General features: G+C 33.3%; 12 protein-coding genes. 10 read left to right on the forward strand and 2 right to left on the reverse strand.

Annotation, left to right across the window (positions count from 1 at the left end):
* The first annotated feature begins 13 nt into the window (after positions 1–13).
* The 4 genes from thrC (at position 14) to DKK79_RS02385 (ending at position 3563) form a co-directional block, all read left to right on the forward strand.
* On the forward strand, positions 14–1303 hold the full coding sequence (gene thrC, locus DKK79_RS02370) for a threonine synthase (protein WP_110422682.1): 1290 nt from the start codon (positions 14–16) through the stop codon (positions 1301–1303).
* Positions 1304–1452: 149 nt separating this feature from the next.
* The gene (gene nrdR, locus DKK79_RS02375) at positions 1453–1905 is read left to right on the forward strand and encodes a transcriptional regulator NrdR (protein WP_034882816.1); all 453 of its coding nucleotides are present in this window, start codon (positions 1453–1455) and stop codon (positions 1903–1905) included.
* 20 nt (positions 1906–1925) lie between these two features.
* Positions 1926–3029 carry a bifunctional diaminohydroxyphosphoribosylaminopyrimidine deaminase/5-amino-6-(5-phosphoribosylamino)uracil reductase RibD gene (gene ribD / locus DKK79_RS02380; protein WP_110423293.1) on the forward strand — a complete coding sequence of 368 codons (1104 nt, stop codon included), beginning with the start codon at positions 1926–1928 and terminating at the stop codon, positions 3027–3029.
* A gap of 81 nt (positions 3030–3110) precedes the next feature.
* Entirely contained in the window at positions 3111–3563 is a 453-nt protein-coding gene (locus DKK79_RS02385) for a hypothetical protein (protein WP_110422683.1), read from the forward strand.
* 583 nt (positions 3564–4146) lie between these two features.
* Here the strand turns inward: DKK79_RS02385 and DKK79_RS02395 are convergent.
* The gene (locus tag DKK79_RS02395; protein WP_110422685.1) at positions 4147–5547 is read right to left on the reverse strand and encodes a PTS fructose transporter subunit IIC; all 1401 of its coding nucleotides are present in this window, start codon (positions 5545–5547) and stop codon (positions 4147–4149) included.
* A gap of 787 nt (positions 5548–6334) precedes the next feature.
* Between DKK79_RS02395 and DKK79_RS14815 the strand changes: the two genes are divergently transcribed.
* Genes DKK79_RS14815 through DKK79_RS14820 form a run of 3 tightly spaced genes read left to right on the forward strand, consistent with a single transcriptional unit; the run spans position 6335 to position 7232 of the window.
* Complete coding sequence (locus DKK79_RS14815) at positions 6335–6475, forward strand: DeoR family transcriptional regulator (RefSeq protein WP_220018988.1); 141 nt, start codon at positions 6335–6337, stop codon at positions 6473–6475.
* 13 nt (positions 6476–6488) lie between these two features.
* Positions 6489–6926: a hypothetical protein gene (locus DKK79_RS02405; RefSeq protein WP_110422686.1), complete on the forward strand. Its 438-nt coding sequence runs from the start codon at positions 6489–6491 to the stop codon at positions 6924–6926.
* Between the two features lie 24 nt (positions 6927–6950).
* Positions 6951–7232, forward strand: coding sequence for a PfkB family carbohydrate kinase (locus DKK79_RS14820; protein ID WP_110422687.1), 282 nt, complete (start codon positions 6951–6953; stop codon positions 7230–7232).
* A 275-nt stretch (positions 7233–7507) separates the two neighbouring features.
* Here the strand turns inward: DKK79_RS14820 and hemW are convergent, their stop codons facing one another.
* Complete coding sequence (hemW, locus tag DKK79_RS02415; RefSeq protein WP_110422688.1) at positions 7508–8641, reverse strand: radical SAM family heme chaperone HemW; 1134 nt, start codon at positions 8639–8641, stop codon at positions 7508–7510.
* A gap of 188 nt (positions 8642–8829) precedes the next feature.
* Between hemW and DKK79_RS02420 the strand changes: the two genes are divergently transcribed.
* The 3 genes from DKK79_RS02420 to zwf all read left to right on the forward strand — a co-directional run bounded on the left by DKK79_RS02420 (position 8830) and on the right by zwf (position 11819).
* Positions 8830–9702 carry a D-hexose-6-phosphate mutarotase gene (locus DKK79_RS02420; RefSeq protein ID WP_110422689.1) on the forward strand — a complete coding sequence of 291 codons (873 nt, stop codon included), beginning with the start codon at positions 8830–8832 and terminating at the stop codon, positions 9700–9702.
* A 185-nt stretch (positions 9703–9887) separates the two neighbouring features.
* Complete coding sequence (gene rplY / locus DKK79_RS02425; RefSeq protein WP_034882824.1) at positions 9888–10172, forward strand: 50S ribosomal protein L25; 285 nt, start codon at positions 9888–9890, stop codon at positions 10170–10172.
* A gap of 186 nt (positions 10173–10358) precedes the next feature.
* On the forward strand, positions 10359–11819 hold the full coding sequence (gene zwf / locus DKK79_RS02430; protein ID WP_110422690.1) for a glucose-6-phosphate dehydrogenase: 1461 nt from the start codon (positions 10359–10361) through the stop codon (positions 11817–11819).
* The last annotated feature ends 12 nt before the right edge of the window (positions 11820–11831 follow it).

Genomic DNA, 11831 nt, shown 5'->3' on the forward strand with positions numbered 1-11831 from the left:
ATTGGAAAACATTATGAAACTGTATAACTTAAAAGATCATTCTGAGCAGGTTAGTTTTGCGCAGGCAGTACAACAAGGATTAGGAAGAGGACAAGGCCTGTTTTTCCCAGAACAATTGCCAAAATTTTCTGCTCAAGAAATAGAAGCATTATTAAAAATGGACTTTATTACACGCAGTGCCAAAATCTTATCCGCTTTTATTGGCAATGAAATTAACGATAATGATATGCATCGATTAGTGCAAAATGCTTTCCAATTTCCTGCCCCTGTTAAATCGGTAGAAGATGATATTGGATCTTTGGAACTTTATCATGGTCCGACATTAGCATTTAAAGATTTTGGTGGACGCTTTATGGCACAAGCTTTAGTCCAAGTTGCTGCTGATAAAAAAATCACCATTTTGACCGCAACTTCGGGAGATACTGGTGCTGCTGTTGCCCATGCATTTTATCACTTACCGAATATTCGCGTCGTGATTTTATATCCAGAAGGTAAAATTAGCCCATTACAAGAGAAGCTCTTTTGTACGTTAGGTGATAACATTCACACCATTGCTATTCAAAGTGATTTTGATGCCTGCCAAGCTTTAGTTAAAAAAGCATTTGATGATGAAGAACTAAAAACAACCATTGGTTTAAACTCAGCTAATTCAATTAATATCAGTCGGCTTTTAGCGCAAATCTGCTATTATTTTGAAGCTAATGCGCAACTCACCGCCAAACAACGTGAACAATTAGTTATTTCCGTACCAAGTGGTAATTTTGGCGATTTAACGGCTGGTTTACTGGCAAAAACCATGGGACTACCTATCAAACGCTTTATTGCTGCGACAAATGCTAATGATACTGTTCCTCGTTATTTAGAAACCGGTAAATGGGAACCACATAAAACCGTGGCAACATTATCTAATGCTATGGATGTTAGTCAACCAAACAACTGGCCAAGAATCGAAGAAATTTATCAGCGAGAAGGTTGGGTTCTTAAATCATTAGGGCATGCAGCTGTTTCTGACGAAGTTTCAGTAAAAACGGTTCAGGAGTTGGATAAAAAAGGTTATTTATCTGAGCCTCATGGCGCTATCGCCTACCGAGCATTACGCGATCAGCTGCAAAAAGGAGAGTATGGTTTATTTTTAGGAACAGCTCATCCAGCTAAATTCAAAGAAGTGGTTGAAGACATCCTTGGTCGCTCAATCTCATTACCATCAGCCTTGGCTGAAAGAGCTGAAATGCCATTACTTTCTCACTATATGCCGGATGATTTTACTAAATTGCGTGATTTCTTAATCTCATTAACATGGTAAATTTGATTGCCGTCACTAGATTGGTGACGGATTTTTAGCATTTATTTTGATTACAAATTTTTAGAATATATATTACTTAGCTGAAATCTTGTTTAAATGACTAATTTCGGCTATTGTAAGTTAAGTTAAAACGTTATCAGGATATATTTATGCACTGTCCGTTTTGTAATGCAGATGATACAAAAGTTATTGATTCTCGCCTAGTAGGAGAAGGTTTTCAGGTTCGTCGCCGTCGACAATGTGTCGAATGTAATGAACGGTTTACTACATTTGAAGTGGCTGAGTTAATTATGCCTAATGTAATCAAAAGCAATAAGGTTCGCGAACCTTTCAATGAAGATAAACTTCGCAATGGTATAAAACGAGCCCTTGAAAAACGCCCAGTTAGTTTTGATGCAATAGAAGATGCCATCACGCGAATTAAATCAAAACTAAGAGCAACAGGAGAACGCGAAGTACCAGCCAAATTAATTGGTAATTTTGTTATTGAAGAACTTAAAAACCTTGATAAGGTTGCCTATATTCGTTTTGCTTCTGTTTATTTCAGTTTTGACGACATTGAACAATTCAGTAATGAAATTGCTAAGTTGCAACAAAAATAATCTAATTTAATACAATGGCTATGGATAAAGATCAATTTTATATGCAGCAAGCTATTGAACTTGCTAAACTTGGTCGTTTTACTACTACACCAAATCCTAATGTAGGTTGTATCATTGTTAAAAATGATCAGATTATTGGTAAAGGTTTTCATCTAAAAGCGGGTTTACCGCATGCAGAAGTCTATGCATTAAAAATGGCAGGTGATGAAGCCAAAGATGCCACCGCTTATGTAACACTTGAACCCTGTAGCCATTATGGCCGAACGCCCCCTTGTGCTGATGCTCTTGTTAGATCCGGAATTAAACGGGTTGTTATTGCGATGCAAGATCCTAATCCTAACGTTGCTGGTAAGGGGATTAAACGTTTAAAAGACGCCGGTATTGAAGTTATGGTTGGTGTTTTGAATGAACAAGCCGAAGCGATTAATAAAGGTTTTTTAAAATGTATGCGCACAGGCACACCCTATGTACAACTTAAGCTTGCTGCCTCGTTAGATGGTAAAATTGCTATGGCATCGGGTGAAAGTAAATGGATTACTTCAAGTGTAGCAAGACAAGATGTACAACAATATCGAGCGCAAGCTAGTTGTATTTTAAGTACCCGAGCAACCGTTCAAGCTGATAATGCCAGTTTAACGGTTAGATATAACGAATTACCTAATGAGATTAGAAAAATTTATCCACTAGAAAATATTCGACAACCGATTCGCGTTATTATAGACAGTCAAAATCGATTAACCGGCAATGAAAATATCTTTAGTCAATCGGGTGAAACATGGATAGTGCGCAAGCAAAATATTCCAATAATTAAAACCAATACCAAGCTAATTATTGAATCCTCAGCCCAAAATCAGATAGATTTAGTCAAATTATTAAAGGAATTAGGTAAAAATCAGATTAATTCTGTTTGGGTTGAAGCAGGGGCACATCTTGCTGGTGCGTTGATTGAACAAGATTTAGTTGATGAACTCATTATTTATTATGCGCCTAAATTGCTAGGTCATAATGCAAAAGATTTATGTGTATTACCTAATCTTAAAAAATTATCCTTAGCACCTCAATTTCAATTTGAATCGGTAGTTGCTGTGGGTGATGATTTAAGGATTATTTTAAAAAGAAAGTAAATTTTTATCTTGATCATAATTCAATAAGTTAAATAAGTTAAATAAGATGAAAACTAGAAATAGAAAAGCGATTTAATTGATATGTATGATAAAACAAAATTTAGTATGCTCAATATTGATGATTTTTTTTGTTCAAATCAATATAACACTTTTAAAGAAGATTTTAGTTACGCTGATGTCCAAGGCATAGGAAAAGGTGGTTATCAAATTCTATTTTTTTATATTTTAGATCGCGTTGAGGCATTATCAATTCAAGATATTACGGATAACGCTTTTTTAATTGATAAAGCTAATCAAATTTTAAGTTACCTTGGTTTTGATTTTAAGATTGGTCACCCGTTTGAGTTAACTGATGAATTTAACCATAACTATAGATTTAAAGATAGTTTTATTGAAGATCAGATACGTTATTATTATGATTTTGAAGGAATGTTAATTGTTCTAGGTATTACTTGGGAAGGCATTTTGGACTCATTTGAAATGGTTAACAATAAAACAATTATCAATAATCGTCTGGAATTTTTTACTACCTAATATTCTTCTTATAGTTTAAAAACTTACTGTATTAACCGCTTTAATTGATTAATTGTGAATCAGTTGGAGTTAACCTCCCATGATTTCACATCGTCTCTTCTCATGGGATGGTTATATTAGTTGCCTTGAAGGATTGTTAATAGCTCTTCTGGTTTTTTAACGGATTGAATTCGCGCTAAAGTATCTTCAGCAATAACTGCTGTGGTTAATTGACGCAAAATATCTAAATATTCATTATTTTTAGCTGCTATACCAATAACAACATAGGCAATATTATCATCTTAATCACAATTTGCTCCTTCAGGGTAATAGATGACTTTTAATCCTGTTTGTATAACACTATCGCGTTTATCTGTAGTTTCATGAGGAATAGTTAGACTATTTCCTAAATGTATAAATCATAAATTATGATCATATATGGTTCAAATATAATCATTCTTAACTTATCTTTTTTTACTAAGAATTAGAATAGCAACTTCAACTCTTAATTTTTATATTGCTTATTCTAAATTTATCTTAATAAGTTAAATATTTTTACTAAATTAATTATCGACCATATTTACTATTTAGTTATTTTATTTTTCTAATGTTGCTTTGGTGTTTCATGCGTACGAATTAAGCCTAATAAAATTGCTCCTACTAATGCACTAATAAAAATACAGCCGACCCATATAAAGGGTTTATTAACTAATGGTAGTACTAGAAAACCACCTTGAGGTGCCGGGACTTGAATTTGACATATAAATGTCAATACTGCAGCAATAGTCGATGAAAACATCATAATCGGAATGACACGAAACGGATCTTTAGCTACAAAAGGGAGAGCACCCTCAGTTATAAGAGTTGAACCAAGTATATAATTTGCAATACCTGCTGCACGTTCTTCTTTAGTAAATGCTTTACCTCGAAATATTGTAGTTGAAAACGCAATAACTAAAGGTGGAACAATACAGGCCGCTGAAACACTAGCTATAAAATAGTAATTACCTTCTTCTAATAGCATAATACTAGTTGCATAAGCTGCTTTATTGATTAGGCCGCCGATGTCGAAAGAGCACATTGTTCCAATAATAATACCTAGTAAAATAGGATTACTTGATTGTAACGAGAATAACCACTCTGCCATACTAGTACTGATAGTGGCAATTCGCCTACTACTTAAATACGCACTTACACCAATTATAAATATACCAATTAATGGCATTATTAAAATGGATTTAATCCCTTCAAATGAACGAGGAAGATTACTTAACAATTTATCTAGAAACAACATTAAATAACCTGCAGTGAATCCCACAGAAATGCAGCCTAAAATACCAGTACCGTTTAAACTAACAATTGAACCGCCCACAAAACCTACTATCATTCCATAACGACCGCTGATTGAATAGGCTAAAAAACTAGTGAAAATAGGTAGCATTAGTTGAATGCTTTGGCTTCCAATTTTAATCAGCAGTGCAGCAAACTCATTATATTCAGCATTGTTTGGGTCTGAAGAATAAATTCCACATAATAATGACAATGAAATTAATAGTCCGCCTGCAACAGTAAACGGTAGCATATAATAAACACCACTTGTAAGATGTTTATACATTTGCCAAGGTTCTTTTACTTCTCTTTGATTTAGATTGTCTAATTTATAAATGTTACTTTCTGAGTTTTTGTAGACGGGTACATTACCTGAATTTATTTTTTCAATTAGTAGTGCTGCTTCATAAATAGCATCTTTTATCGATACTTCAATAATAGGTAACCCATTAAAACGAGTAGGATTAACCCTTTTATCTGATATAATAATGACACCAATTGCATAAGCTATATCTGCATCAGTTATCTGATTCTCTATACCTTTTACGCCATTAGTTTCTATTTTAATAACTAAACCTTCTTTTAAAGCTGCGGATTTTAATGCGTCCTCTGCCATAAAATTATCCGTTACATTAGTAGAATAATTTATTACTGCTAGTATATTTTTTGTATCCATTTCAATCTGTTTTTATTTAGTAAACTTTCAATGTTCTTTAATAACTATTATTATTTTGTTATTTAAGAATAGCAAGTATTTTGGTTTTTTTATTATCAGGAATAAAAGGTCCTTTGGAGATCAATTTATATTCATTTTGTTCATCAATCATTGCCGCTCACACGCCGATATTAATTTTATTGGCGATATCACTAAATTTTTAAAGATGATCTAAATGAACGGTTGATGGAATATGATACTTTTTGATAATTTATTGGTAATTTGAATGATATTTTCTGTTCCCGCATTGCAATATGAGCTTGGCGCACAAGTTAAAATAACTGGCGATTGATACTAGGCAATGGTTTCAATAATTACTTGCATCGTTTCCAAATTATGTATATTAAATACAGGGATAGCAAATTGCTCTCTTTAGGCTTTCATTAACCTGTTATTGCTCGAAATAATAGTCATCCCACTAATTCTTAACTTTAGTAAATCATATACACCCTTATTTTCGAGTTGAAACTAATTTGTGATAATTATGCTTATCAAACAAAATATAATTAAGTATCAACATTGTTAGTTAAATTAAAAAAAATTAATTATTTATTAATAAATTGGGTAATTTTTTGAGTGTTTTTCTTCGGTAAGTATTTGCTATTACCTAAAATAACAAATCGCAATTTATCTCTATGACAATGATTGAGGGATAGATTGAAGCTATTGTTGTTTATTGTTGATTTTCTGTAGATAAATTATTATGGTATTTATTTCTAATTTTTATTTGTAACATAGGAAGTGAAAATTGGCTAGAGCATCTTCGACCCTATTAAAACGTCGACTAGATATCGTAAAAATTGTACGCCAAAATGGAGAAGTAAATGTTGACGAATTGTCTAATCAGCTAAAGCTTTCTCACGTTACAATCAGGCAAGATTTAACTTGAACAATAGGGATATTTGAAGCGTTCCTTTGGTGGGACGATCTATATTTTCCCTTATAGCTTAGTTCGTAATTCTATTCCCATCAATACTAGTAATACCAAAGGAAATCGCGATGTTGATTTAGCAAAAGCTTGTTTAAGCTATATTAATGATGGTGATACTATTTTTTATAGTGTATGTGGGTTGTTATCGTTCAATAATATTGATAAGAATTTGTTAAAAGATTGTACTCATTTGCATGTTATGGGGTTTTCACTATACTCTTTTCGTGCTATTGATGCGATGAGAAAAGCAATAGGTATAATTAAAAATAAAGGCGGAACAATTTCTTTTGACCCTAATTTACGCCAAGAGATATTTAGTATTCAAGAGATGGAGCAATCTTTTGGCTATATCATGGAGTATACCGATATATTTTTACTTAGCGAAAAAGAGGTTCGCTATTTTAACTAGAATGATGAAAGTGAACAACAGGCAATATTAGATTTACTTAAGAATGGTATAAAGCACATCGTTTTAAAAGGTGGCGCTAATGGTGCGAATTATTATGGTTTAGATGATCAAAAAAGTCTTAAAACGTTTCATGTTGATAGCTTTTCTGTTGGTTCTGTAGATCCAACTTGCGCTAGAGGTTGTTTTGGTGCAACCTTTGTAGGTTTGTTACTGGCAGGGTATAGTGTTGAAACTGCATTAAAATTTGTTAATGTCAGTGGAGCGTTAGCGGTATCGAAACTAGGTCCGATAGATGGAACATCTTAACTTGACGAAATCCGCGCATTTTTAACAACATATAATTGATTAATCTTGTAACCAAAGCTTTTCTTATTTCCTGAATGCAAAAAAAATCCCAATAACAGGGTTATTGGGAAAACATAAGGAATAGGAAAACAATGAAATAAATGCATTGTCAAAAATAGTATGCCTTTTTTTTTAATAAAAGTAAGTAAAGATATAAACATCTTATTTTAAATTGTTAGTATGTATTTTGTTAATAAATAGTAAATAAAATTTAACTGTTTATTTTTTCGAGATTTCTATAAAAATATTTCAAGTAATGAATTTAAAAATAACTTACCATGGTCAGTTATTTGCCAGCTTTGGTTATCCTCAACCAGATAATTTTTTTCAATAGCCAGTGAGATTGGTTTATCAATGGATTGCAACGGTAAAAAAGTTCGTTGTTCAAATTCAGATTTAGGCGTAGCTTCAAATAGTCTAAACCTGTTCATAAAAAATTCAAAGGCTAACTCATCTTTTGCAACAGTATAAGAACGTTCTAAATAACGTCCTTCTAAATAACCTTTAGGATGTTTGGTTTTTACCGTGCGAATAATAGTTCCATCATTTTGGGTTAACTTTCCATGAGCGCCACAACCAATACCAATATAATCACCGAATCGCCAATAATTCAAATTATGTTGGCATTGATAATTCGGTTTTGCATAAGCTGATGTCTCATATTGCTCATAACCATGTTTTGTTAATAATTGATGACCTTGTTGGTAAATATCCCATAACATATCGTCATCAGGCAAAATAGGCGGTTTAGAACCAAATAATGTGTTAGGCTCAATAGTTAATTGATACCATGATAAATGTGGCGGCGCGATTGTAATTGCTTGTTTTAGATCATTCAAGGCATCATCAAGGGTTTGCTTTGGTAAGCCATGCATTAAATCTAAATTAAAGCTTTTTAAATTTAAGTCATTTGCTAATTTGCCAGCATCTATGGCTTCTTGTGGATTATGAACTCGTCCTAATTTTATAAGCTTATCTGCTTGAAAGCTTTGTACCCCAATTGATATACGATTAACTCCTGCTTGTTGATACCCTTTAAATCTTTCTACATCAACGGAATTGGGATTGGCCTCAATGGTTATTTCGGCATCGTAATTTATGGGTATAATTTTATTAATATTGATTAATAAGTTATTAATTAACTCAGCAGAAAAAAGACTTGGCGTACCGCCTCCGATAAAAATTGAGTGGATAGCACGATTATTACAAAGCATGATGTCTTGTTTTAAATCATTAATTAAATGGTCTATATATGCGGAATAATCGGGCGTATTTTTCATTTTGTGTGAATTAAAATCACAATATGGACATTTTTGTACGCACCATGGCATATGTATATATAAACTCAGCGGGATTTTATAGTCAAACATATGCCTTTCCTCAAATTTTAAAATAAAGTGTGGGTAACTAATAAGAAACAGCTGGCTATATTACTCCAAATAAGTAAAAAAAGCTTTTATTGCCTTTATTCCGTTTTTATAATTCGAATAACACGCGTACAATTAGCATTAAATTATAGGCAATGTTCGCCATGTAAATTAAATATTTAGGAGTAAATATGAGTATCGTTAAACAGATTTTAGATAGCCAGGCTTCAGGAGCATCATTGAGTGTATCAGTCAATCAAAGTACATTTGGTGAATTACCTGTATTAGTAATTAAACATAAAACATGTTCAGCTGCAGTATCGTTACAAGGTGCTCATCTATTATTTTGGCAACCGTCAACAGAAACTACACCAGTGATTTGGTTAAGTAAAAAAGCTAATTTTAAAAAGGAAGTGGCAATTAGAGGTGGTGTACCAGTTTGCTGGCCATGGTTTGGTAAATTAGGCGATCCAATGCATGGTTTTGCGCGCCTCGTTGAATGGAAGTTAGATTCTTGCAAAGAAGATAATAAAGGTGTGGATCTCACGTTATCATTAACCAATAATCAACAAACAGAACGTTTTTTCACAAAACCTTTTCATGCATGGTTAACTATCCATGTAGGACAAACTTGCGAGGTAACACTATCTTGCCAAGGTGATTTTGAAGCAACCAGTGCCTTACATACTTATTTGGGTATTAATAATATTAATGATGTCATTGTTGAAGGTTTAGGTGATTCTTATCAAGAACGCTTACCAGTTGAAAATAACCCAGCAATCAAAGGACAACTTACTGTTAATCAAGAAGTTGATCGTATTTATACCAATGCCGATGACGTAATAACTATCACTGATGGTAAACGAACAATCAAATTAACCAATGTTAATGCAAGTGATGTCGTGACTTGGAATCCTTGGATTGATAAAGCTAAAGCGATGGCTGATTTTGCCGATGAAGAATATCAATCTATGGTTTGTGTTGAATCATGTCGTATTAATAAACCATTAACATTATCGGCAACACAAAAATCAGTCTATGGATTTAAGATTGAAGTTATTTAATCATTAGTTTTTTTATATTGTAAATGCAATCAATATCTGACTTTATCTTTATCAAGCGATTATTTGATTGCGTTTACCAGCGTAACACTTTATAATCTTAGCGCTTTTTAAAGCACTAATTTTATAGCCAACTACTGGGTCGCCTGTAATTGGTTTTTTATTTGAAATAAATAAGAGAAATCAATATGTTTACATTTAAAGCTGAAGTTAGAAAAGAGCATGGTAAGGGTGCGAGCCGCCGCCTGCGTCACGCTGGTCAGTTCCCAGCAATTGTTTATGGTGGAACAGAGCCTGCAATTTCTATTGTGTTAGATCACAATCAAGTTTTCAATATGCAAGAAAAACCAGAATTTTATTCTGAAGTATTAACTATTGAAATTGATGGTAAAGCAGTTAAAGTTAAAGTACAAGCAGTACAACGTCATCCATTTAAACCAAAATTAGTTCACATGGATTTTGTTCGCGCGTAACATACTGTTGTTGAAAATTATTCAATACTATCTTCAAATAAAAGGTCACCATTTTGGTGACCTTTTATTTTTTAGTCTAAAAATGATAAATATCTATTGTTATGATTTATTCTATTAACTTGATGTATACTGATAATCAAACAATAATAAAATAAATTGTAGATTACACCATTTTAGGAGAACCCTATGTCTGATATCCCAACTTGCGATTTAGTTATTTTCGGCGCTAAAGGGGATTTAACGAGGCGTAAACTTTTACCGTCTCTATATCAATTAGAAAAATATGGAAAGTTACCAGAGCAGACAAAAATTTTAGGTGTCGGTCGTGCTGATTGGGACCAAGTTGCTTACACTGAAGTTGCAAAAGATGCGTTAACCACATTTATGACCGAACCATTAGATGAAAGTATTTGGCAACGATTTAGCCAACGACTAAACTTTCATAAATTAGATGTTAATGACATTGCAGGTTTTAATGCATTAAAAGATAAGCTTGAAAAGTCGCATCCTGCTATCTTTTATTTTGCGATGCATCCTAATGCATTTGGTACGATTTGCCAAGGATTGGCTGAAGCTGGTTTGAATCAAGCTCAAAACAGAATCGTAATGGAAAAACCATTGGGTTTTGATCTGCAATCATCCAAAGAAATTAATGACTCGGTTGCAAAGTTTTTCGGTGAATCACAAGTTTATCGTATTGACCATTATTTAGGAAAAGAGTCCGTTTTAAATTTACTCGCACTACGTTTTGCTAATCCTGTATTTGCTTCACTTTGGGATAGAAATTCTATTGACCATGTTGAAATCACCGTTGCAGAACAAGTAGGTATTGAAGGTCGTTGGGGCTATTTTGACAAAGCGGGTCAAATGCGTGATATGGTACAAAACCATCTTTTGCAAATTTTGACAATGATTGCCATGTCACCGCCAGCCAACCTTGGAGATGACAGCATACGTAGGGAAAAAATAGCTGTACTTAATGCGTTACGCCCAATAAATAAAACGAATATCCGCGAAAAAGTGGTTAGAGGACAATATACTGCTGGATTCGTCAATGGCATTAATGTGCCAGGTTATTTAGAAGAGGATGGTGCAAATAAGCAAAGTAATACCGAAACATTTGTTGCTATTCGTGTTGATATTGATAATTGGCGTTGGGCTGGTGTGCCATTTTATTTACGAACCGGAAAACGCTTACCAAGTAAATGTTCTGAAGTTGTCGTTTATTTTAAATCTTTACCGCTTAATTTATTCAGTGAGTCTTATTCTCAATTACCTCAGAATAAACTAACTATCCGCCTACAACCAGATGAAGGCATGGATATCGAAATTTTAAATAAGGTACCTGGATTAGATAGTACACACAATTTACAAACAACTAAGTTAGATTTAAGTTTTAGTGAAACTTTTCATCAACAGAGTGCTGATGCTTATGAACGATTATTACTTGAAGTGATGCGAGGAAGACAAGCATTATTTGTTCATCGCGATGAAGTTGAGGCTGCTTGGAAATGGGTTGATTCAATTATTAATGCGTGGAGTTTAGATAACGAATCACCCAAAACCTATCCTGCTGGTACTTGGGGGCCGGTAGCTTCTGTTGCTTTGATCACTAAAGATGGTCATTCATGGCATGAGTTTGAATAGAGGAATTTAAAA

It is taken from the genome of Gilliamella apicola (genome assembly GCF_003202915.1).
In the GTDB taxonomy this organism is placed as follows: Bacteria; Pseudomonadota; Gammaproteobacteria; order Enterobacterales; family Orbaceae; genus Gilliamella; species Gilliamella apicola_Q.

What these genes read in the sequence shown, in the direction of transcription:
- thrC (WP_110422682.1), top strand. Translation starts at nt 14, where the DNA reads ATGAAACTGTATAACTTAAAAGATCATTCTGAGCAGGTTAGTTTTGCG.
- nrdR (WP_034882816.1), top strand. Translation starts at nt 1,453, where the DNA reads ATGCACTGTCCGTTTTGTAATGCAGATGATACAAAAGTTATTGATTCT.
- ribD (WP_110423293.1), top strand. Translation starts at nt 1,926, where the DNA reads ATGGATAAAGATCAATTTTATATGCAGCAAGCTATTGAACTTGCTAAA.
- DKK79_RS02385 (WP_110422683.1), top strand. Translation starts at nt 3,111, where the DNA reads ATGTATGATAAAACAAAATTTAGTATGCTCAATATTGATGATTTTTTT.
- DKK79_RS02395 (WP_110422685.1), bottom strand. Translation starts at nt 5,547, where the DNA reads ATGGATACAAAAAATATACTAGCAGTAATAAATTATTCTACTAATGTA.
- hemW (WP_110422688.1), bottom strand. Translation starts at nt 8,641, where the DNA reads ATGTTTGACTATAAAATCCCGCTGAGTTTATATATACATATGCCATGG.
- DKK79_RS02420 (WP_110422689.1), top strand. Translation starts at nt 8,830, where the DNA reads ATGAGTATCGTTAAACAGATTTTAGATAGCCAGGCTTCAGGAGCATCA.
- rplY (WP_034882824.1), top strand. Translation starts at nt 9,888, where the DNA reads ATGTTTACATTTAAAGCTGAAGTTAGAAAAGAGCATGGTAAGGGTGCG.
- zwf (WP_110422690.1), top strand. Translation starts at nt 10,359, where the DNA reads ATGTCTGATATCCCAACTTGCGATTTAGTTATTTTCGGCGCTAAAGGG.